This is a genomic window from Streptomyces sp. NPDC002513, assembly GCF_053595355.1.
The window spans coordinates 240586-262957 of sequence record NZ_JBSFXK010000003.1; the positions used below are offsets into that span (position 1 = coordinate 240586).

Sequence of the window (22372 nt, forward strand, 5' to 3'; positions counted from 1 at the left end):
CCACCCCGGTGGCGCGGCATCATGGGCTCTGTGCGACTCGAAGCGATCACCTGGGAACGGCTCGGCGACCTCCTCGCCGACCGGCTGCTCGACCTGAAGCCCGACGACGGCAGCCCATGGCCGCGCATCGCCTTCGACGGAGCCCCGGCCGCGCGCCCCGGCGACCTTGCCCAGCGTGTGTCCGACGCCCTGCGGATACGCGGCCGCTCCTCGCTCGTCGTCGGCACGGAGGGCTTCCTGCGCCCCGCGTCCCTGCGCCTGGAACACGGCCACCGGGACCCGGACTCCTACTACGACGGATGGCTCGACACCGGCGCCCTGTGGCGCGAGGTCTTCGGGCCCCTCGAACCCGGCGCCGACGGCCGCGTCCTGCCCGATCTGCGGGACCCGGTCACCGACCGCGCCACACGGAGCCCCTCCGTCCGACTCCCGCCCGGCAGCCCCCTGTTGCTCCATGGTCCCCTCCTCCTTCGGCACTGGTTCCCCTTCGACCTGACCGTCCATCTGCTCCTGTCGGCCGGCGCCCTGCGCCGCCGCACCCCCGAGTCCGAGCACTGGACCCTTCCCGCCTTCGAGCGCTACGAGGCGGAAATCTCCCCGGGGGCCTCCGCCGACGTCCTGGTCCGCGCGGACGACCCGCGCCACCCCGCCTGGAACGGCTGAACGCACCCCGCGCACCCCGCTGACCGGCCTGCCCACGCCGCCCGCCCCGCGCCTCCGGGTGCGCCTGGGCGCGGGCACGGCGAGAATTGAGGACGCCGGGACATGCGGTGCGTCCCGTGCCGCGCCGGCCGTCCGGCAACGGGAGGTACTACATGACCACCGCCGGAGACATCATGCACCGTGGTGCCCAGTGGATCCCCGCCCATGAAACCCTGGACCGCGCCGCCCAGCTGATGCGCGAACTCAACGTCGGTGCGCTGCCCATCAGTGACGAGAACGAACGGCTCTGCGGCATCCTCACCGACCGCGACATCGTCGTCGGCTGTGTGGCCGTGGGCCACGATCCCTCACGGGTGACTGCGGGCGAGATGGCCCGAGGCACACCGCGCTGGGTCGACTCGAACGCCGACATCAGCGAGGTGCTCCAGGAGATGGAGGGGCACCAGATCCGCCGGCTTCCCGTCATCGAGAACAAGCGCCTCGTCGGCATGATCAGCGAATCCGACCTGGCCGGTCACCTGACGGAGAATCAGATGGTCGAGTGGGTCGAGAACGTCTACGCGAGGAGCGCGACGCGCTGACCCGGACCACGCTGACCCGGACCACGCAGACCCGGACCAGGCGTGCCCACGGCCCGCCGACCGTTCCACCCGGGGCGCAGGCCACCCCCGGCCCGTCCGCCAGCCGGTCGGCAGTCGTCGACCGGCTCGGACCGGCGGCACCGGGCACCCCGAGAGCCGGGGGCAGCCTGGCGTCGGGCCCGCGGGGTCACAACCAGCCGTTGCGCTTGAACCCCCGGTACAGGACGAGACAGGCGACGGCTATCACGACCAGAACCAGGGGGTAGCCGAGTCTCCAGTGCAGCTCGGGCATGTATGTGAAGTTCATGCCGTACACACCGGTGACCATCGTCGGCACCGCGATCAGCGCGGCCCAGGCCGTGATTCTGCGCATGTCGTCGTTCTGAGCGAGGCTCACCTGCGCGAGATGTGCCTGCAGGATCGAGTTGAGCAGTTCGTCGAAGGAGGCAATCTGTTCGGTGGCGCGCAGCAGATGGTCGAAGACGTCCCGGAAGTACGCCTGTATCTCCGGGGCGATCACCCGGATCGGCCTGGTGGCCAGCTCCTGGAGGGGCCGGTCCAGGGGCGCCACCGCCCGCTTCAGTTCCAGGAGTTCACGTTTGAGCTGGTAGATGCGGCCCGGATCCAGTCGCGCGCCGTTCTCCGCGAACACATCCGTCTCGACCTGGTCGATGTCCTCCTGCACCGCGTCCGTGACGCTCAGATAGTCGTCCACCACATGGTCGGCGATCGCGTGCAGCACCGCGGCGGGGCCCTTCGCGAGCTGCTGGGGGTGGGCCTCCAGTTCCTCACGCAACGGCCCGAGAGAGCCGTGCCGTCCGTGTCGCACCGTGATGACGAAGGCGGGACCGATGAACACCATGATCTCGCCGGTGCTCACCACCTCGCTTGTCGCGGTCAACTCCTTGTGTTCCACGTAGCAGACGGTCTTGAAGACGGCGAACAGCGTTTCCCCGTACCGCTCCAGCTTCGGGCGCTGGTGCGCCTCGACCGCGTCCTCGGCCGCGAGCGGATGCAGATCGAAGAGCTCGGCGATTCCCGCGAACTCCTGGTCCGTCGGCTCGTGCAGCCCGAGCCAGACGAATCCGTCGTCGCTCCTGCGGACCCGCTCCACGGACTCGACCAGATTCCCGCCGTCGGGAACGCGGACGCCCTCCCGATACGTCACGCAGTTGACCACCGCGGAGCCCAGTGGCGACCGGGCGGGGTGGCTCAGATCGACGCGCGCCCGGCGCCGCGCCAATCGCGCCACCTTGCGGAGGCCGCTGACCCTGTCGAGGCCCGTGACCCTCCGCAGATTCCCTGCCATGGACATCTGGATCTCCTTGGATGGATCTCCTTGCGCCGCACCCGGCGCCCTCGCGGGCCAGTCTGCCAGTCGGCCTCGATCGCTGGAGAAGCCTGTGGAAACGGAAAGTTCCGCTTCGGTACACGGCTTGTCGGGTCACCCGGCACCGGTCACGCGGAGGGTCGGCGGGCACGGCCGGGGCGGACAGGTGGGATGATCGCCGTATGACGCCGAGCGACGGGTATCTCCTCGACAACCAGCAGGCCGAGGCGGGCCGGCGTTTCGACGCGCTCTCCGCTCTCTTCGATCCCACGACGTTCCGTCATATCGAGGACCTCGGTATCGGGCCCGGCTGGCGTTGCTGGGAGGTCGGCGCCGGCGGCACCTCCGTGGTCTCCTGGCTCGCCAAGAAGGTCGGTCCGACCGGAAAGGTCCTCGCCACCGACATCGACACCTCGTGGGCGGTGTCGGCCGCCCGGCCCCCGATCCAGATCCGTACCCACGACGTCGGCGTCGAAGAGCCGCCGGGGGTGGGATTCGACCTGGTGCACGCCCGGCTCGTCCTCGTCCATGTACCGGACCGGGAAAGGGCGTTGCAGTCGATGATCAAGGCCCTGAGGCCCGGCGGATGGCTGCTGGTCGAGGATGCCGACCCCGAGCTCCAGCCCCTCATCTGCCCGGACGAGTACGGCCCCGAGCAACAGCTCGCCAACCGTCTGCGCCGGGGTTTCCGCACGCTCCTCGCCCAACGCGGTGCCGACCTCTCCTACGGCCGCCGGCTGCCGCGCCTGCTCCGCGAGGCGGGGCTGCGGCGGGTGGAGGCGGACGCGTACTTTCCGCTCGCCTCGCCCGCCGGCGCGGTCCTCGAAGCCGCGACCGTCCGGCAGGTCCGTGACCGGCTCGTCGCCGCGGGCCTCGCCACGGACGAGGAGATCGACCGTCATCTGTCCCATGTCGCGTCCGGCACGATGGACCTGGCCACATCCCCGTTGATCTCGGCCTGGGGGCGCAAGGAGTAGCGGCACCGGGGGAGGGCGGCGCCCGGCAGGGCGCAGCAGGCCCCCGGGGCACCTACCCGCCGCCCGCCGGGGGCCTGCCTCCCACTTTCCCTACCGCCATGGCCCCCGCCCTGCACCCTTGCGCCGTCGCCTCCTCCGGTTCCGCCCCCGTCAGGAGGGCCGCCAGGAAGGCCCCGGTGAAGGCGTCGCCCGCGCCCGTGGTGTCCCGAGGGGTGGCGGGGACTGCCGGGATCCGGGCACGGACCGTTCCCGACACGGCCACCAGCGCCCCCTCCGCGCCCTGCTTGGCGACCACCAGGGGCAACTCGCGGCTCAGGCCGCGGTGCCGGGCGACGACATCCGTGACGACGTCCCCGATGACGAGCAGAGCCCCGCTCACGCCTTCGCCCAGGCCGCCGCGATCCGTGCCGCGAGGAGTACGTTGCTGCGCACCGCCGCCAGATTGGCACTCAGCGAGGCCCCCTCGGTGTGCCGTACCAGATAGTCGAGCAGGAACGGCGTGACCGCCTGACCGGTGACACCCTCGTCCTCGCATGCCTGCAGCGCGGCGGCCAGCACACGCGCGTGGAGCTGCGGATCGAGTTGCTCCTCGGCCGCGACGGGCTGGGCGACGATGAGCGCCGAGTCCGGACCCCCGAGCACGTCCTGTGCCCGCATGACGCCCGCCACCTCGTCCGGAGACTCCAGGGTCCAGTCGACCGGATGCCCGGAGTCGGACAGATAGAAGCCCGGGAACCGGTCGGTGCGGTATCCGGCCACCGCCACGCCCAGTGTCTCCAGACGCTGCAGCGTCGCCGGCACGTCCAGGATCGACTTCACGCCCGCGCACACCACGGTGATCCTAGTTCTGGCCAGCAGACCCAGGTCGGCGGACTCGTCCTGGGTCGCGGTCCACTGCCGGTGCACCCCGCCGAGGCCGCCCGTCGCGAAGACCCGTACCCCGGCGAGGGAGGCAAGCAGGGCCGTCGCGGACACCGTCGTCGCCCCGCTCACCCCCGCTGCGGCCGCGAGCGGCAGATCGCGATGGCCCAGCTTGCGGACCCCCTCCTCGTTCGCGATCCGCTCGACCTGCTCCTTGTTCAGCCCGACATGGGCCTGGCCGTCCAGGACGGCGATCGTCGCCGGCACGCAGCCCTCCTGCCGTACGAGGTCCTCCAGGTCCAGTGCGACCTGGAGGTTCCGCGGCCGGGGCAGCCCGTGCGCGATGATCGTCGATTCCAGAGCCACCACCGGCCGGCGGGCGGCGAGGGCCTCCCGCACCTCTTCGGACACCATCAGCACGCGCGTGCCTCCTGTCTCTCGGTCTTCCCTCATCTCTGGCGGGCGGCGCCCCCGGCCAAACACGTGCGAGCCATGGGCGGGAGAACACCAGCCTGGGGCCATGACGGACAACTCGCCACGTCGTGACCGGGCCGTCCCTGTGGATCCGCGACCCGGACGGGAACGTCTTCGAGGCACGGCCCTGCGAGCAGTCCGCGGAGCGGGTCAGAAAAGCGGTACCGGCAGCACCCCTTCGAGCGCGAGCAGCTTGCGTTTGGTCTCCAGCCCGCCCCCGAACCCGCCGATGCCGCCGTCGCTCTCGACCACGCGATGGCACGGCACGACCACCGGCAGCGGGTTCGCACCCATCGCCATCCCCACGGCCTGGGCCGCCCCCGGCTGGCCCACCCGGCGGGCCAGATCGCCGTACCCCACCACGGCCCCGTACGGCACGCCGGAGGCCAGCGCGCGCAGCACCTGCCGGTTGAAGCCGGTGATCAGGGACCAGTCCAGCGGCAGCGCGAAGTCGCGCAGCCCACCCGCGAAGTAGGCCGTCAGCTGGCGTATCGCCTCGGTCAGGAGCGGAGCGTCCGGGGCCTCGACGGGCTCCGTGCCGAGCCGGGACGCCAGCCGCGCCAGGGACGTGTCGCGCACGGCCTCCGTCGCGTGGAACACCACGTTCACCAGGCCGTCGCGCGTCGCGGCCAGCAGCAGGGGGCCGATGTCCGTGGCGACCACGGTCCACACCAGGCGCTGCTCGTCCTGCCCGTCACTGTTCATGTGCCCACCGTACGGCCCGGCACCGACAACGCCGCCGTGGACGGGGGCCGGCCGGTCGCATTCGCAGGCGCGGGATCAGCGGGCCGTGACCGCCGTCCGCACCACGTCGGGGACGTTCGTGATGACACCGTCCACGCCGAAGCCGTCCACCCGCCGGGCCTCGTCCGCGCCGTTGACGGTCCAGGCGAAGACCCTCATCGGCTTGTCGTGCGGCCCCTTGAGCGCGTGCACCGCGGAGACGTATCCGGGCGAGAGCCTGGTGTACTCCGCGTTGATCTGGTCGGCGAACCGGGAGTACGCCGGCAGCTCCGTCACCCGCGGTGTGCCGAGATAAGCCGTCCTGATCCCCGGTCGCAGGTCGTGGACCGTGCGCACACTGGCCGCGCTGAAGCTCTGGACGATCAGCCGTCTCCTCAGGTGGCCGGAGTCGAGCCAGCCTTCCTTGGCCAGCAGCGCGAGGGTCTCGCGCTCGATGCCCGGATACAGCTCTGGGTTCTTGATCTCCAGGACCAGGTTCTGATGGTTGTGCGACAGGCGCTCCATGTACTGCTGCAGCGTCGGTACCCCCACGCCCGCGTACCGTCGGCCGTACCAGCCTCCCGCGTCCAGGCGCGCGATCTCCTTGGCGGTGAAGTCCTTCACCCGCCAGGGCGCCCGGTGCGGGAACAGCTTTCTGACATTGGTCGTCCGGTCCAGCGTGGCGTCGTGGATCACGACGAGCCGGCCGTCCTTGGTGCGCTGCACGTCGTTCTCGACCCAGCGGAAACCCATGGCGGCCGCCTTGTCGATGGCGGCCAGGGTGTTCTCGGGCGCGGAGCCGGAGGCGCCGCGGTGGGCGACGACGACCAGCCGGTCGCCGCCGGCGGCCCCGGCGTGCGGCGTCGGCAGTATGGCGATCCCGACTCCGAAGAACGCGACGGCCGTGGCGGCGACTGCAACGCGCGCGTGCATACCTACTCCTCACGTCGGACGATCACATACAGCACCAGAGTGGCAGCAGACGGACAGGTACGTGAGGAACGGGGCGGGCACAGATCGGCAGGGGTTGCCCAGAAGCGCTCACAAGTGCCGCACAAGTGCGGCAGCGTCGTGCTTCTTTGCCGGAAAATCGTTCGCCCGTTCCGGTGGGAGTCATACTCTCTGCCACAACCCTGACCGTCGTCGCGGTCCTGGGGATGGGGACATTTCCGGATTTCAGGGACGCATTCAGGGTGAGGAGGGCCGACGCGCATGCAGAGCACCGTCGACGGCTTCAGCTACGGACTTGTCACTCCGGTGGTGGCGTACCTCATGGCCTGCCTCGGCGGCGCGCTCGGTCTGCGCTGCACCGCACGATCGATGCTGGTGGCCCAGTCCTGGCGGGCCGGATGGCTCGCCCTGGGGTCGACCGCCATCGGGTCGGGCATCTGGACCATGCACTTCATCGCGATGATGGGGTTCACCGTGCGGCACACCCCGATCCACTACGACAGGACGATCACGTTCGCGAGCCTCGTCGTCGGCGTCGTCATGGTCGGAGTCGGCGTCTTCATCGTGGGGTACCGGGGCGCGACCGGGGTGGCGCTCTTCACCGGTGGCACCCTCACCGGTCTGGGTATCGCCTCGATGCACTACCTCGGCATGGCCGGGATGCGTCTCGACGGGGTGTTGGAGTACAACACCCTCACCGTCGCAGCGTCCGTCGTCATCGCGGTCGTCGCGGCGACCGCCGCCCTCTGGGCCGCCGGACAGATCCGCGGCTTCCTCTGGAGCGTCGGGGCGAGCCTCGTCATGGGACTCGCCGTCACGGGCATGCACTACACGGGCATGGCCGCCCTCTCCGTCCATCTGCACGGCACCGGGGGAACACCCGGCGGTGAGACGCCCGCAGCCCTGCTCGCCCCGATGATGATCGGCCCGCTCGCCTTCCTGTGCCTCGCCGGCGTCGTCGTGATGTTCGACCCGCTGATGGTCATGGGCAAGCCCGCCTGGACCCCGGTGGAGCGCAAGCCCGGGATCCCGGCCCATCCCCAGGTCACCCACACCGGACGGCATCCGTCCTCCCGCCTTCGCCGACGCCCCGCCCAGCGGGACTTCCGGGCTCCGCAGAACCGGTGACCGCCCCCGATGTCAGTGCGGGGTCGTACGGTGGAGAACATGCGGCCCGTTTCCCAGATCGAACGCTCGGTGGCGCCCTTCGAGGTCGTCAGCCCCTATCAGCCCAGCGGTGACCAGCCCACGGCCATCGCCGAGCTGGACAAGCGCATCCGCGCAGGTGAGAAGGACGTCGTCCTGCTGGGCGCGACCGGCACCGGCAAGTCCGCGACCACCGCGTGGATGATCGAGAAGCTTCAGCGGCCCACCCTGGTGATGGCCCCGAACAAGACACTGGCCGCCCAGCTGGCCAACGAGTTCCGCGAGCTGTTGCCGAACAACGCGGTCGAATACTTCGTCTCGTACTACGACTACTACCAGCCCGAGGCGTACGTCCCGCAGTCGGACACGTACATCGAGAAGGACTCCTCGATCAACGAGGAGGTGGAGCGCCTGCGCCACTCCGCGACCAACTCGCTGCTCACCCGCCGTGACGTCATCGTGGTCGCCTCGGTCTCCTGCATCTACGGCCTCGGTACCCCGCAGGAGTACGTGGACCGCATGGTCAGCCTCAAGGTCGGCGACGAGATCGACCGCGACGAGCTGCTGCGCCGCTTCGTCGACATCCAGTACACGCGCAACGACATGGCGTTCACCCGGGGCACCTTCCGGGTGCGCGGCGACACCATCGAGATCTTCCCGGTCTACGAGGAGCTGGCCGTCCGCATCGAGATGTTCGGCGACGAGATCGAGGCCCTCTCCACCCTCCACCCGCTCACCGGCGAGGTCATCAGCGACGACGAGCAGCTGCACGTCTTCCCCGCCTCCCACTACATCGCGGGACCCGAGCGCATGGAACGGGCGGTCAACGGCATCGAGAAGGAGCTGGAGGAGCGCCTGGCCGAGCTGGAGAAGCAGGGCAAGCTCCTGGAGGCCCAGCGGCTGCGCATGCGCACGACGTACGACATCGAGATGCTCCGCCAGATCGGCACCTGCTCCGGCGTGGAGAACTACTCGATGCACTTCGACGCCCGCGAGCCCGGCTCCGCGCCGAACACCCTGCTCGACTACTTCCCGGAGGACTTCCTGCTCGTCATCGACGAGTCACACGTCACGGTGCCGCAGATCGGTGCCATGTACGAGGGCGACGCCTCCCGCAAGCGCACTCTGGTCGAGCACGGCTTCCGCCTGCCCTCGGCCCTGGACAACCGCCCGCTGAAGTGGGAGGAGTTCCAGCGGCGCATCGGCCAGACCGTCTATCTCTCGGCGACCCCGGGGCAGTACGAGCTGTCCCGCTCCGACGGCCAGGTCGAGCAGATCATCCGCCCCACCGGACTCGTCGACCCCGAAGTCGTGGTCAAGCCCACCGAGGGCCAGATCGACGACCTGGTGCACGAGATCCGCAAGCGCACCGAGAAGGACGAGCGCGTCCTGGTCACCACGCTCACCAAGAAGATGGCCGAGGACCTCACCGACTACTTCCTGGAGCTCGGCATCCAGGTGCGCTATCTGCACAGCGACGTGGACACCCTGCGCCGGGTCGAGCTGCTGCGCGAGCTGCGCTCCGGTGAGTACGACGTCCTGGTCGGCATCAACCTCCTCCGGGAGGGCCTCGACCTGCCCGAGGTCTCCCTGGTGGCGATCCTCGACGCCGACAAGGAGGGCTTCCTGCGCTCGGGGACCTCCCTCATCCAGACCATCGGCCGTGCCGCGCGCAATGTCTCGGGTCAGGTCCATATGTACGCCGACAAGATCACGCCGGCGATGGAGAAGGCCATCGAGGAGACCAACCGCCGCCGCGAGAAGCAGGTCGCGTACAACAAGGCGCACGGCATCGACCCGCAGCCGCTCCGCAAGAAGATCAACGACATTGTGGCGCAGATCGCCCGGGAGGACGTGGACACGGAGCAGCTGCTCGGGAGCGGATACCGCAAGGTGAAGGACGGCAAGGGCGCCAAGGCCCCCGTGCCCTCGCTCGGCGGCCAGGCGGCGAAGGGCGCCAAATCCGCCAAGGGCAAGGCCAAGGAGACGGTCCCGACCGACCGTCCGGCGGCCGAGCTCGCCGAGCAGATCGAGGAGCTGACCGAGCGGATGCGGGCCGCGGCCGCGGATCTGCAGTTCGAGATCGCGGCCCGGCTGCGCGACGAGGTGTCCGAGATGAAGAAGGAACTGCGTCAGATGAGGGAGGCGGGCCTGGCCTGACGGCCCCGCCACCCGTGGCGGACCCCGGAACGCGCGCGGTGTGTTGCAAGACTGACACAAAGCGCGGTCCGGGGTTCGTCACTGTCAGTGCCGCTGCGTAGGGTTTTGGCATCCGCGGGGTCCGCGGCCAACAGGGGACCGCTCGAGAGGGGAACGGCGCGTGACCGTCAACATGACCAAGGGGCAGGCCATCAGCCTGCAGAAGAACGACGGAGGCACGCTGACCGCTGTGCGCATGGGGCTCGGCTGGCAGGCCGCCCCCCGGCGCGGGCTGTTCGGTTCGCGCACCCGGGAGATCGACCTCGACGCGTCAGCCGTGCTCTTCGCGGACAAGCAGCCCGTGGACGTGGTCTTCTTCCGGCACCTGGTGAGCGACGACGGATCCGTGCGGCACACGGGCGACAACCTCGTCGGCGGAGCGGGCCAGGGCGGTGACGACGAGGCGATCCTCGTCGACCTGCAGCGCGTTCCGGTCCACATCGACCAGATCGTCTTCACCGTGAACTCGTTCACGGGCCAGACGTTCCAGGAGGTGCAGAACGCGTTCTGCCGCCTGGTCGACGAGACCAACGGCGAGGAACTGGCCCGCTACACGCTGGCCGGCGGGGGCGCGTACACGGCGCAGATCATGGCCAAGGTCCACCGCGCGGGTGCGGGCTGGTCCATGACGGCCCTGGGCACCCCGGCCAACGGCCGTACGTTCCAGGACCTGATGCCGGCGATCCTGCCGCATCTGTAGGCGTCCGGACGCCGGATACACAACGACACAGGGGGACGAGGCGATGACGGCCGAGCTGGTCCGGGGGCAGAACCATCCGCTTCCGCGGGTCCGCCTCGAGGTCCGGGTGTCGGCCTGCACACCGGTCGTGGCCGGGGCCACGCTCGCCGACGCACAGGGCAGGGTGCCCGGCATCGAGTGGGTGGCCCACCCGGGCGCGCCCACGCTGCCGGGCATCGAGGTCTCCCGGCAGGCTGCGGCCGACCACCGGCTGGCCTTCGACCTGGACGCGCTGCCGGAGAGCGTGCACCGGGTCAGCGTGCTGCTCGCCCTGCCCACGGGGACCGGCGGCCCGGCGCGGTTCGGCGGCCTCGCCGCCCCCGTCGCCGCCGTCACCGGCATCGACGGCGCCGAGGTCGCCCACTACCGGATCAGCGGCCTGGACTCCGAGTCCGCGGTCGTCGCGCTGGAGCTCTACCGCAGGCAGGGCGCCTGGAAGGTCCGCGCGATCGGCCAGGGCTACGCGGGCGGGCTCGCCGCGCTCCTCGCGGATCAGGGACTGCCCGAGGCCGAGCCTCTCGCGGGCGAGATCAACGAGGCGGTCGTCCAGGGCCTGGCCCGCTCGATCGCACCGCCTGCGCCACGCCTCCCGGACGGCGACCGCACCCGGCGGTCGGCCACCCCGGCAGCACCCCAGGGGGCCTCCGGCGCCGTACCGTCCCACCAGGATCCACCGGGCGTGCCGCGGCCGGGATCCCCGTACGACGCCTCCGGCTCGCGCGACCCCGTCCCGCAACCGGCTTCCGGCGGCCCGGTCGACTACGTGCACCCCGGTCGGCAGAGCGCGGCACCGCCAGTGCCCGCACCGACCGCGCCCGCGGCACCGTCCGGGCAGCCCGCACAGCCCGTCGCGGGCGACGCCACCGGCTGGTCCATGGAGGAGCGGCTCTACAACCAGGTGTGGGGCATGTTCGAAGACCTGGCGCGCACGGTCGCCGCGTACCGCAGCGCCGTCGACTTCGCCGACTCACGCCTGGAGCGGGAGCTGGACCGGGTGCTGGCCGATCCGCGCAACCGGATCGGCGGGCAGAGCGACGCTGCGCGCGAGGCGGCCCGGAGCAGACACAGCCGACTCGTCACCCAGGCCAGAGCCGCGCTCGACCGCGACCTCACCCAGCTCGACGCGGAGTCGGACGTCGTCGAGCCCGCGCTGCCCCCGGCGTACGCACGCTGGGACAATCCGGTCTGGCACGGGTACCGGGTGCCGACGGAGATCCCCATGGCCGTGCGCCTGGGAGACCTGCGTCTCCCCGAGAGCGAGACCTTGCGCATCCCCATGCTGGTCAGACTGCCGTTGGAACGCGGGCTGTGGATCGACAGCGGACGTTCCGGCTCCCTCGACCCGCTGGTGGACTCCGACGGACTGCGCCGGCTCGCCATGGAGACGGCGGTGGTGCACGCGGCACGGCTGCTGGCGGTGTACCCGCCTGACGAGTTTGCGGTGGAGGTGATCGACCCGGCGGGTTCGGGCGCCCCGGCGCTTGCCCCCCTGGTGCGGTCCGGGGTGCTCGTCGATCCGCCCGCGGTCGGCGGTGCGGGCGTCGCCGATGTGCTGACCCGGCTGACCCAGCGCGTCGACCTGCTGCAGATGGCAGTGCGCGGTGGCGCCCCGGACGCGTTGCCACCGGGCCTCGACACCGCCGGGCGTCTGCTGATCGTGCATGACTTCCCGCATGGTTTCGACGACCGGGCCGTGACCCGACTGCGCTATCTCGCGGACGAGGGCCCGTCCGTCGGCGTGCAGCTGATGATGGTCGCGGACCGGGAGGACGCCGCGGGCTACGGTCCGTTGCTCGACCCGCTCTGGCGCTCACTGCTGCGGCTCACCCCTGTTCCCGACGACCACCTCGCGGACCCCTGGGTCGGCCATGCGTGGACGTATGAACCACCGCGCGTGCCACAGGGCAGCGAGGTGCTCGCCCAGGTGCTCGGCCGGGTCGCTCAGGCCCGCCGCACCGGGAACCGCTGACCCGCCCCACCTGTTCGTCAAGAACAAGTAAAGGCGCTCTGAGCTGGCAGTTTAGATATTTCTTTGCCAACTTCTTTACCTTTCCTTGGTGATTGGGGTAATGTCTTCCCCACGGAGGGGAGTACTCCCTATCTGCAGCGGCGCACCCGTCAGTACGGATCAGGCCAGATCCCGGGACGCCGGCCCGCAGGCACCGGACGCATCACGCGCTCCGGGTTCCTCGGGTGGAAGAGACCTCCGGCAGCGACGACGCTGATATCCGCCGTGACGTACTGCCGGAGGCGCAGTGACTGTTTCCCTGACCCTGTGGGTCCTGACGATCGTGGGTCTCGCCGCCCTCATCTCGGTCGACTTCTTCATCGGCCGCAAGCCGCACGACGTGTCGGTCAAGGAGGCCGGTGTCTGGACGATCGTCTGGATCGTCCTGGCCGGACTGTTCGGTGTGGGCCTGCTCGTCCTCGGCGGCGGGCAGCCGGCCGGAGAGTTCTTCGCGGGCTTCATCACCGAGAAGTCGCTCAGTGTCGACAACCTCTTCGTCTTCGTCCTGATCATGACGAAGTTCGCGGTGCCCTCGCAGTACCAGCAGCGCGTGCTCCTCATCGGCGTGCTCATAGCCCTGGTCCTGCGGGCCGCGTTCATCGCCGCGGGCGCCGCGATGCTCGCCTCCTTCTCGTGGATCTTCTACCTCTTCGGCGCATTCCTGATCTGGACGGCCTGGAAGCTGATCCAGGACGCCAGGACTGGGAACGAGGAAGAGGAGTACGAGGAGAACAAGCTGCTGAAGGCGGCCGAGCGTCACTTCGGGGTGGCCGACCGCTACCACGGCACCAAGCTGTGGATCGAGGAGAACGGCAAGCGGGTCATGACGCCGATGCTGGTCGTGATCCTCGCGATCGGCACCACCGACGTGCTCTTCGCTCTCGACTCCATCCCCGCCATCTTCGGCCTGACCCAGGACCCGTACATCGTCTTCACGGCCAACGCGTTCGCGCTGATGGGTCTGAGGCAGCTCTACTTCCTCATCGGCGGCCTGCTCAGGAAGCTGGTCCACCTCTCCTACGGCCTGTCGGTCATCCTCGGCTTCATCGGGGTCAAGCTGGTGCTGCACGCGCTCCACGAGTCCGGTGTGCACGTCCCCGAGATATCCCTACCGGTCTCCCTGGGCGTCATCTGCGCCGTTCTGGTCGTCACGACGATCACCAGCCTGATGGCCTCCAGGAAGCAGGAGGCGGTCGAGGCGGCGGGGAAGGGCGGCGAGGACGCCCGGAAGAACAACGTCGAGGCGTGACCGCACGGGACCAGGGCGCGTGGCAGGGAGGGGTGCGTGGCGCACCGCCGCGCATCCCCACGGTGCGCTTCAGGCCGTGCGGTGGCCGCCTGACCTGGGATGCGGGCCCCGCACGGGTCTGCGACGATCATTGACATGGTCGTCGGGCTCCGATCACTCGCGACGCGATGGACGGCCGTCGTGCCGGTGGCCGCGGTGGTCCTCCTGTCCCTCACCTGGGGACGCGCGCTGCCCGGCGGGGTCGTTGTCCTGGTGACGGTGATCCTCGCCGGATCCGTCCTGGCGGCGGTCGACCACGCCGAAGTGGTCGCGCACCGGATCGGTGAGCCTTTCGGGTCACTCGTCCTCGCCGTCGCGGTCACGGTCATCGAGGTCGCGCTCATCGTCACCCTCATGACGGATGGTGGTCCCAAGAGCGCGACGCTGGCCCGTGACACGGTCTTCGCGGCCGTGATGATCACCTGCAACGGCGTCGTCGGAGCGAGCCTCCTGGTGGCTTCGCTGCGCCATGGGATCGCGGTCTTCAACCCCGAGGGAACCGGGGCGGCGCTCGCCACCGTCGCGACCCTGGCGACCCTCAGCCTGGTTCTGCCGACGTTCACCACGAGCAAGCCCGGTCCGGAGTTCTCCCCGGCCCAGCTCACCTTCGCCGCACTCTCCTCACTGATCCTGTACGGGCTGTTCGTGACCACCCAGACGGTGCGCCACCGGGACTACTTCCTCCCGCTGACCCGGCAGGGAGAGGTGATCCGCGCGAACGACCACGCCGACGCACCCTCCGCCCGTGCCGCCGCCCTCAGCCTGGGCCTGCTCGCGCTGGCCCTCGTCGGCGTCGTCGGACTCGCCAAGGGCGTCTCGCCCGCCATCGAGTCCGCGGTGGTGGCGGCGGGCATGCCGCAGTCCGTCGTCGGGGTGGTGATCGCGCTGCTCGTGCTGCTGCCGGAGACCATCGCCGCCCTGCGGTCGGCGCGCCGCGACCGGGTCCAGACAAGTCTCAACCTGGCCCACGGCTCGGCAATGGCCAGCATCGGCCTGACCATCCCCGCCGTCGCCTTCGCGTCCCTGTGGCTGTCCGGACCGCTCGTCCTCGGCGTCGGTCCCGTCCATATGGTGCTGCTCGCCCTGACCGTGGTGGTGAGTTCGCTGACCGTGGTACCCGGGCGCGCCACGCCGCTTCAGGGCGGTGTGCACCTCGTGCTGTTCGCGGCGTATCTGGAGCTGGCGGTGACCCCGTAGACGGCTCGGCGCCCGCGGCCGGCGGGCAAGCCGGCCGCGGGCGCCGGTGCGCGTCCGTGGTCTCACCCGGGCGCGGGTTCCGTCACCGTGACGGGCACCGGACCTGTCTCCGGCAGCAGCGCGAAGCACCCCAGGCTGAGCAGGGCCACCGCCGTCAGATAGAGGCCGACACCCCAGGGCACCCGGCCTCCGTGCTCGGCCAGCGTGGTGGCCACGATCGGGGTGAGGGCGCCGCCGAACACTCCGCCGAGGTTGTAGCCCACGGCCGCACCCGTGCACCGCACCCGGGGTTCGTACAACTCCGGCAGATACGCGGAGGTCACGGCGAACATGGTGATGAGGGCGAGCGTCGCGCCCAGGAACCCCAGGAACATCAGCAGGGGCTCGCCCGTGGACAACAGCGCGACCATGGGGAACATCCACAGGGCGACACCGACGCACCCCGTGAGGCACAGCGACCGCCGTCCGTAGCGGTCGCCCAGGAGGGCCGCGAGGGGGGTCAGGGCGCCCTGCACCAGGACCGTGGCCATGACGCACGTCAGCATGACCGGGCGGGTCACCCCGAGCCGCTCCGTCGCGTAGGCCAGGGACCAGGTCGTCACGGAGTAGAAGACCGCATACCCGACCGCGAGCGCGCCGGCCGTGAGCAGCACCAGCCTCCAGTGGACGCGCACGACCTCGGCGAGCGGTACCCGCGCACGGTCCTCGATCTTCAGGAAGAGCGGACTCTCCGTCACGGAACCGCGCAGCCACAGGCCCGCTGTCGCCAGCAGTCCCGCCGCCAGAAAGGGAATCCGCCACCCCCAGGAGGCGAACTGCGCCTCCGACAGTGTCGCCGACAGCCCCAGGACCATGCCGTTGGCCAGCACGAACCCCAGTGATGGGCCCATCTGCGGAAAGCTTGACCACAGGGCGCGCCGACCGGGCGGCGCGTGTTCCAGGGTCAGCAGCACCGCACCGCCCCACTCCCCGCCGAGCCCGAGCCCCTGTACAAAGCGCAGCACCAGAAGGAGCACGGGCGCGGCCGTGCCGATCGTGTCGTACGTCGGCACACAGCCGACCGCCACCGTCGCGGTGCCGGTCAGCACCAGGGAGGCGATGAGGACCGGACGTCTTCCGCGCCGGTCTCCGATGTGTCCGAACAGCACCGAGCCGAGCGGACGGGCCAGGAAGCCCACCCCGAAGGTGCCGAAGGCCGCCAGTGTGCCCGCCAGCGGCGAGAAGGTCGGAAAGAACAGAGGCCCCAGGACCAGGGCGGCGGCGGTTCCGTAGACGAAGAAGTCGTAGAACTCGATGGCGGTCCCCGCCAGTGAGGCGGCCGCGAGCCGCAGCAGGGAAGGCGCCCTCACATTGCGTACATCGTGCATGCCCCGTCAATTACCCACCGTGATCGGCCGTTACGGGGGCGCATGGGGGCTCGGTGCATGACGTGACGGGAGAGGGCGTACGCCCGGGGCCGCGGGGTGATCAGTACGTCACGGTGATGCGCCGGGTGGGGCCGTCCACGCGCACGGTGCCGCCGTACGGAATGACGGCCGCAAGCCCCGAGGACGGCGAGAGGACGGCGACGCGATCACCGGGGGCCGGCCTCGGCGGGTACGTCGGGTGCGTCATGACGGGAGGGTGCGCAGTGCCGGCTGCTCGGCAGATCGTGATAAACCGGGGGCTGAGCAGCGGTCCCGTGGGGGCCGGCAGATCCGAACGGACCGGAGGAACCGTGCCCCGTACCCTCGCCGACGCCCCGATCATGGTCCTCAACGGCCCCAACCTGAACCTCCTCGGGCAGCGTCAGCCGGAGATCTACGGCTCCGACACGCTCGCGGACGTCGAGGCGCTGTGTGTGAAGACGGCGGCCGCCTATGGGGGCACGGTGGACTTCCGGCAGTCCAACCACGAGGGCAAGCTGGTGGAGTGGATCCACGAAGCGCGGCTGAACCACACGGGGATCGTGATCAACCCGGCCGCCTACTCGCACACCTCCATCGCGATCCTGGACGCGCTCAACACCTGCGACGGACTGCCGGTCGTGGAGGTCCACATCTCCAACATCCATCAGCGCGAGCAGTTCCGGCACCACTCGTACGTCTCCCTGCGTGCCGACGGCGTCATCGCCGGATGCGGTGTGCAGGGATACGCATTCGCGGTGGAGCGGGTCGCGACGCTCGGGGGAGCGGCACGCACGGAGGCGTGACGCGCCGTCACCGGACCTGAGCGAGACGTCGAGTCCGGTGGTCAGTGGCGGGTGCCACGATCACTCGATACCGGCGCGGACCGCCTCGGCGGCCTACGCGCAATACGTCAGGGTGAGCGCCGGGGCCGCCGGCCGAGGGCGGGAGACGAGGGACCGGCGGCCCGTGCCGCGCAGGAGCCGTCATCCTGGGCGGGGCTCCTTTCAGTTGACCGCGTCGAGGCGTGCGCCGGGAGCGCGCGCGTGCGACCGGCGCGTGCGAACGGTTCACACGGGGTGCGTGCGCCCAGCCTTTTCCGCCGGGCGCGTTGCGGGGGCGGCGCTCACCACCCTCGCGCGTGCCACTCCGGCAGGTGCGGGCGCTCGTCGCCCAGCGTGGTGTCGTTGCCGTGCCCGGGGTAGACCCACGTCTCGTCGGGAAGCACGTCGAAGATCTTCGTCTCGACGTCATGGATCAGGCTGGCGAAGGCTGTCGGGTCCTTGTGCGTGTTGCCCACGCCGCCCGGGAAGAGACAGTCTCCGGTGAACACGTGCGGGTGCCCGTGGGGGTCGTCGTAGACGAGGGCGATCGAGCCGGGGGTGTGGCCCACCAGGTGGCGCGCGGTCAGCTCCACGCGCCCCACCCGGATCGTGTCGCCGTCGTCGACCGGTACGTCCGTCGGCACGGGGACGCCCTCGGCGTCGTCCCGGCCCGCGTACGTCCGCGCGCCCGTGGCCGCCACGACCTCGGCGAGCGCCTGCCAGTGGTCCCCGTGCCGGTGCGTGGTGACGACGGAGGCGATGCCGTCGTCACCGATCATGCCGAGGAGGGTCCTCGCGTCGTTGGCCGCGTCGATCAGCAGCTGCTCATCCGTGGCCCTGCAGCGCAGCAGATAGGCGTTGTTGTCCATCGGGCCGACCGCGATCTTGGTGATCATCAGGTCCTTCAGCTCGTGCACATCCGCCGGGCCGCCGACCGTCACCTGTCCGCTGTACGTCATGGCGGCAGCCTATAGCGGTGACGGGGCCGACGGGCGCGTCGGCCTACAGCGGCGGAAGCGTCGGCAGCGGTCCGCCCTCGACCCGCAGCGCGGAACCGTCGCGGCGTCCCGCGAGCCAGCCGAGCAGCGCGGGGGCGGGCCCCTGGACCGTGGTCCCGGGCTCGGCCGCCTCCCGGCCCGTGCGCCACGCGCGCGTGCCGTCCGTGACGCGGGTGGGCGGCACCCCGGGATGCCCGGTGAAGCGTTCCGTGAGGAAGACGATCTCCCGCTCGACGAACTCCGCCGGGAGGTCCTCCAGCTCGTACCCGATCCCGAGGTCGACGTGGTGGAGCTCGACCTCGGCCCACCGCCGGAACGGCACCCGGGCCGCCGTGTCGGTGACGCCGTTGCGCAGTTCCACCGTGCGTGACCAGTCCGCCGGCGCGTCCCCGGCCCGCTGGAACCGGACCGCGCTGTCGCGCAGGTCGGCGAGCTGGGTGTCCAGCGGGCGCGGGGCGTCCCGGTCGATGTCGGCGTCCCGTGCCTCGGCGGAGACGTACATCGGACGCCCCTCCAGTACGTTCACGAGTGCGTCGGCGTTGCGGGAGAGGTGGGCCAGGACGTGGCCACGGGTCCAGCCGGGCAGCCGTGACGACTCGGCCACTGCCGCGTTGTCCAGCGTGGCGGCTGCGGTGAGGAGCCGTTCGGTCGCGTCACGTACAGACGCCAGGTCGTGCGCGTGATCATTCATGGGGTCGACCCTAGCTCGGCCACTCCTTCGGGTGAAGGAGGTGAACTCCGGCCGCAAATCGAATGCACGTGCTATATGGTCGAGTGCGGCGTCGGGCATGCTGGATGGCTGGGGATTGTTATCAACCCAGGAATCCGACCGGCGTTGTCAGTGGCTCCCCCTAGTCTGAGAAAGCACAGGGGCCCCGCCCCTGTCGCTTCTCTCAAGAAAGGTGCGGACCGGCGTGGCCGACCGTCTCATCGTCCGTGGCGCGCGCGAGCACAATCTGAAGAATGTCTCGCTCGACCTGCCGCGCGACTCGCTCATCGTCTTCACGGGCCTGTCGGGGTCGGGCAAGTCCTCGCTGGCCTTCGACACGATCTTCGCAGAGGGCCAGCGGCGCTACGTGGAGTCGCTGTCCTCGTATGCCCGGCAGTTCCTCGGCCAGATGGACAAGCCGGACGTCGACTTCATCGAGGGCCTCTCACCGGCGGTCTCGATCGACCAGAAGTCGACCTCGCGCAACCCGCGCTCGACGGTCGGCACGATCACCGAGGTCTACGACTACCTGCGGCTGCTGTTCGCGCGCATCGGCAAGCCGCACTGCCCCGAGTGCGGCCGCCCGATCTCCCGCCAGTCGCCGCAGGCCATCGTCGACAAGGTCCTGGAGCTGCCGGAGGGCAGCCGCTTCCAGGTGCTGTCGCCGCTGGTGCGCGAGCGCAAGGGAGAGTTCGTCGACCTCTTCGCCGACCTCCAGACCAAGGGGTACAGCCGTGCGCGGGTGGACGGCGAGACGATCCAGCTGACGCAACCGCCCACCCTGAAGAAGCAGGAGAAGCACACCATCGAGGTGGTCGTCGACCGCCTCACGGTCAAGGACTCCGCCAAGCGCCGCCTCACCGACTCCGTGGAGACCGCGCTCGGCCTGTCCGGCGGCATGGTCGTCCTCGACTTCGTCGACCTCCCCGAGGACGACCCCGAGCGCGAGCGCATGTACTCGGAGCACCTGTACTGCCCGTACGACGACCTGTCCTTCGAGGAACTGGAGCCCCGCTCCTTCTCCTTCAACTCGCCCTTCGGCGCCTGCCCCGAGTGCACCGGCATCGGCACGCGGATGGAGGTCGACCCCGAGCTGATCGTCCCGGACGAGGAGAAGACCCTCGACGAGGGCGCCATCCACCCCTGGTCGCACGGGCACACCAAGGACTACTTCAGCCGCCTCATCGGCGCCCTCGCGGACGCGCTCGGCTTCCGCACCGACATCCCCTTCGCGGGCCTGCCGCAGCGCGCCAAGAAGGCCCTGCTCTACGGCCACAAGACGCAGATCGAGGTCCGCTACCGCAACCGGTACGGGCGCGAGCGCGTGTACACGACACCGTTCGAAGGCGCCGTCCCCTTTGTGAAGCGCCGCCACAGCGAGGCCGAGAGCGACGCCAGCCGGGAGCGCTTCGAGGGCTATATGCGCGAGGTGCCCTGCCCCACCTGCCATGGCACCCGGCTCAAGCCGGTCGTGCTCGCGGTCACGATCATGGACAAGTCGATCGCCGAGATCTCCGCGATGTCGATCAGCGACTGCGCGGACTTCCTGGGCGAGCTCAAGCTCGACGCCCGTGACAAGAAGATCGCCGAGCGGGTCCTCAAGGAGGTCAACGAAAGGCTGCGGTTCCTGGTCGACGTCGGCCTGGACTACCTGTCGCTGAATCGTGCGGCCGGCACCCTCTCCGGCGGTGAGGCCCAGCGCATCCGTCTGGCCACCCAGATCGGCTCCGGACTCGTCGGCGTCCTGTACGTCCTCGACGAGCCGTCCATCGGCCTTCACCAGCGCGACAACCACCGGCTGATCGAGACCCTGGTCCGCCTCCGCGACATGGGCAACACGCTCATCGTCGTCGAGCACGACGAGGACACCATCAAGGTCGCCGACTGGGTCGTCGACATCGGCCCCGGCGCGGGTGAGCACGGCGGCAGGGTCGTGCACAGCGGCTCCCTGAAGGAACTGCTCGCCAACGAGGAGTCGCAGACCGGACAGTACCTCTCGGGCAGGAAGTCGATCCCGCTGCCCGGCATCCGGCGTCCGCGCGACCTGTCCCGGCAGCTCACGGTGCACGGCGCCCGGGAGAACAACCTCCAGGACATCGACGTGTCCTTCCCGCTGGGCGTGTTCACGGCCGTCACCGGCGTGTCCGGCTCCGGAAAGTCGACCCTGGTCAACGACATCCTCTACACACACCTCGCCCGCGAGCTGAACGGCGCGAGGAACGTGCCCGGGCGCCACACGCGCGTGGACGGCGACGACCTCGTCGACAAGGTCGTGCACGTCGACCAGTCGCCCATCGGCCGCACCCCGCGGTCGAACCCGGCGACGTACACGGGTGTCTTCGACCACATCCGCAGGCTGTTCGCCGAGACCACCGAGGCGAAGGTCCGCGGCTATCTGCCGGGCCGCTTCTCCTTCAACGTCAAGGGCGGCCGCTGTGAGAACTGCGCGGGCGACGGCACCATCAAGATCGAGATGAACTTCCTCCCGGATGTCTACGTCCCGTGCGAGGTCTGCCACGGCGCCCGCTACAACCGGGAGACCCTGGAGGTCCACTACAAGGGCAAGTCCATCGCCGACGTCCTGAACATGCCGATCGAGGAGGCCATGCACTTCTTCGAGGCGGTGCCGGCGATCTCCCGCCATCTGACGACGCTGCACGACGTCGGTCTGGGCTACGTCCGCCTCGGCCAGTCCGCGACCACCCTGTCCGGCGGTGAGGCCCAGCGTGTGAAGCTCGCCAGCGAGCTGCAGAAGCGGTCCACCGGACGCACGGTCTACGTCCTGGACGAGCCGACCACCGGTCTGCACTTCGAGGACATCAGCAAGCTGCTCACGGTGCTCGGCGGACTGGTCGACAAGGGCAACACGGTCATCGTCATCGAGCACAACCTCGACGTCATCAAGACCGCCGACTGGCTCGTCGACATGGGCCCCGAGGGCGGTGCGGGCGGTGGTCTCGTGGTCGCCGAGGGGACGCCCGAAGAGGTCGCCGGGGTGCCGGCCAGCCACACCGGCAAGTTCCTGCGCGAGATCCTCGGCGCGGAGCGCGTCAGCGACGCGGCCTCGGTCGTGGCGCCGCGCAGGGCGACGGCCGCCAAGACGGTCGCGGCCACGTCGACGGCCAGGAAGACGGCGACGGCCCGGACGGCGAAGAAGGCCGTGCCGGCCAAGACCGTGAACACCGTCAACAACACGGCGGCCAAGAAGGCGGTCGGCGCCTCGAAGAAGGCGGCACCCGCGAAGAAGGCCACGCGGGCACGCAAGGCCTAAAGCCCCCTACGAAAACCGGCGCCCCGCGGAACGTCCCGCGGGGTGCCG

At 70.2% G+C, this 22372-nt stretch carries 19 protein-coding genes and 1 pseudogene; 11 read left to right on the forward strand and 9 right to left on the reverse strand.

All coding sequences use genetic code 11. The features are described 5' to 3' along the window. Nucleotides 1-21 precede the first annotated feature (21 nt). On the forward strand, nt 22-663 hold the full coding sequence (locus ACWD5Q_RS03865; protein WP_451425388.1) for a uridine kinase: 642 nt from the start codon (nt 22-24) through the stop codon (nt 661-663). Between the two features lie 152 nt (nt 664-815). Then, nucleotides 816-1244, forward strand: a complete 429-nt coding sequence (locus ACWD5Q_RS03870; RefSeq protein ID WP_451425389.1) for a CBS domain-containing protein — start codon at nt 816-818, stop codon at nt 1242-1244. Nucleotides 1245-1431: 187 nt separating this feature from the next. On the opposite strand, the gene corA is transcribed toward ACWD5Q_RS03870, so the two are convergent. Further along, nucleotides 1432-2559 (reverse strand): magnesium/cobalt transporter CorA, encoded by a 1128-nt coding sequence (gene corA / locus ACWD5Q_RS03875; protein ID WP_451425390.1) that lies wholly within the window; start codon nt 2557-2559, stop codon nt 1432-1434. Nucleotides 2560-2756: 197 nt separating this feature from the next. Between corA and ACWD5Q_RS03880 the strand changes: the two genes are divergently transcribed. Further along, nucleotides 2757-3551, forward strand: coding sequence for a methyltransferase domain-containing protein (locus ACWD5Q_RS03880; protein WP_451425391.1), 795 nt, complete (start codon nt 2757-2759; stop codon nt 3549-3551). Between the two features lie 52 nt (nt 3552-3603). Here the strand turns inward: ACWD5Q_RS03880 and ACWD5Q_RS03885 are convergent. The 4 genes and pseudogenes from ACWD5Q_RS03885 to ACWD5Q_RS03900 all read right to left on the reverse strand — a co-directional run. Next, a pseudogene (locus ACWD5Q_RS03885) lies at nt 3604-3867 on the reverse strand (carbohydrate kinase family protein); the annotation flags it as partial. A 59-nt stretch (nt 3868-3926) separates the two neighbouring features. Further along, nucleotides 3927-4832 (reverse strand): pseudouridine-5'-phosphate glycosidase, encoded by a 906-nt coding sequence (locus ACWD5Q_RS03890; RefSeq protein WP_451425392.1) that lies wholly within the window; start codon nt 4830-4832, stop codon nt 3927-3929. A gap of 204 nt (nt 4833-5036) precedes the next feature. Beyond that, nucleotides 5037-5591, reverse strand: coding sequence for a methylated-DNA--[protein]-cysteine S-methyltransferase (locus ACWD5Q_RS03895; protein WP_451425393.1), 555 nt, complete (start codon nt 5589-5591; stop codon nt 5037-5039). 75 nt (nt 5592-5666) lie between these two features. Next, nucleotides 5667-6542, reverse strand: coding sequence for a glycerophosphodiester phosphodiesterase (locus ACWD5Q_RS03900; RefSeq protein ID WP_451425394.1), 876 nt, complete (start codon nt 6540-6542; stop codon nt 5667-5669). Nucleotides 6543-6821: 279 nt separating this feature from the next. On the opposite strand from ACWD5Q_RS03900, the gene ACWD5Q_RS03905 reads away from it, so the two are divergent. The 6 genes from ACWD5Q_RS03905 to ACWD5Q_RS03930 all read left to right on the forward strand — a co-directional run bounded on the left by ACWD5Q_RS03905 (nt 6822) and on the right by ACWD5Q_RS03930 (nt 15137). Next, nucleotides 6822-7688 (forward strand): MHYT domain-containing protein, encoded by an 867-nt coding sequence (locus tag ACWD5Q_RS03905; protein ID WP_451425395.1) that lies wholly within the window; start codon nt 6822-6824, stop codon nt 7686-7688. Nucleotides 7689-7727: 39 nt separating this feature from the next. Beyond that, complete coding sequence (gene uvrB / locus ACWD5Q_RS03910; RefSeq protein ID WP_451425396.1) at nt 7728-9866, forward strand: excinuclease ABC subunit UvrB; 2139 nt, start codon at nt 7728-7730, stop codon at nt 9864-9866. 160 nt (nt 9867-10026) lie between these two features. Continuing rightward, nucleotides 10027-10605 (forward strand): TerD family protein, encoded by a 579-nt coding sequence (locus tag ACWD5Q_RS03915; protein WP_451425397.1) that lies wholly within the window; start codon nt 10027-10029, stop codon nt 10603-10605. Between the two features lie 43 nt (nt 10606-10648). Further along, entirely contained in the window at nt 10649-12613 is a 1965-nt protein-coding gene (locus tag ACWD5Q_RS03920) for a TerD family protein (protein ID WP_451425398.1), read from the forward strand. A gap of 286 nt (nt 12614-12899) precedes the next feature. Continuing rightward, a complete protein-coding gene (locus tag ACWD5Q_RS03925) occupies nt 12900-13901 on the forward strand; it encodes a TerC family protein (RefSeq protein ID WP_451425399.1) in 1002 nt (333 codons plus the stop codon). Nucleotides 13902-14036: 135 nt separating this feature from the next. Continuing rightward, entirely contained in the window at nt 14037-15137 is a 1101-nt protein-coding gene (locus ACWD5Q_RS03930; RefSeq protein WP_451425400.1) for a calcium:proton antiporter, read from the forward strand. Between the two features lie 62 nt (nt 15138-15199). Here ACWD5Q_RS03930 and ACWD5Q_RS03935 read toward each other — a convergent pair whose 3' ends face one another. Next, nucleotides 15200-16504 carry an MFS transporter gene (locus ACWD5Q_RS03935; RefSeq protein WP_451425401.1) on the reverse strand — a complete coding sequence of 435 codons (1305 nt, stop codon included), beginning with the start codon at nt 16502-16504 and terminating at the stop codon, nt 15200-15202. A gap of 100 nt (nt 16505-16604) precedes the next feature. Next, nucleotides 16605-16751, reverse strand: coding sequence for a hypothetical protein (locus tag ACWD5Q_RS03940; protein WP_451425402.1), 147 nt, complete (start codon nt 16749-16751; stop codon nt 16605-16607). A 103-nt stretch (nt 16752-16854) separates the two neighbouring features. Here ACWD5Q_RS03940 and aroQ point away from each other — a divergent pair, with 103 nt between their 5' ends. Then, nucleotides 16855-17328, forward strand: a complete 474-nt coding sequence (gene aroQ / locus ACWD5Q_RS03945; RefSeq protein WP_451425403.1) for a type II 3-dehydroquinate dehydratase — start codon at nt 16855-16857, stop codon at nt 17326-17328. Between the two features lie 320 nt (nt 17329-17648). Here aroQ and ACWD5Q_RS03950 read toward each other — a convergent pair whose 3' ends face one another. Both ACWD5Q_RS03950 and ACWD5Q_RS03955 read right to left on the reverse strand, forming a co-directional pair. Further along, nucleotides 17649-18305: an MBL fold metallo-hydrolase gene (locus tag ACWD5Q_RS03950; protein ID WP_451425404.1), complete on the reverse strand. Its 657-nt coding sequence runs from the start codon at nt 18303-18305 to the stop codon at nt 17649-17651. A 43-nt stretch (nt 18306-18348) separates the two neighbouring features. Next, nucleotides 18349-19035 (reverse strand): maleylpyruvate isomerase family mycothiol-dependent enzyme, encoded by a 687-nt coding sequence (locus tag ACWD5Q_RS03955; protein WP_451425405.1) that lies wholly within the window; start codon nt 19033-19035, stop codon nt 18349-18351. A 223-nt stretch (nt 19036-19258) separates the two neighbouring features. On the opposite strand from ACWD5Q_RS03955, the gene uvrA reads away from it, so the two are divergent. Beyond that, nucleotides 19259-22324, forward strand: coding sequence for an excinuclease ABC subunit UvrA (uvrA, locus tag ACWD5Q_RS03960; protein WP_451425406.1), 3066 nt, complete (start codon nt 19259-19261; stop codon nt 22322-22324). The last annotated feature ends 48 nt before the right edge of the window (nt 22325-22372 follow it).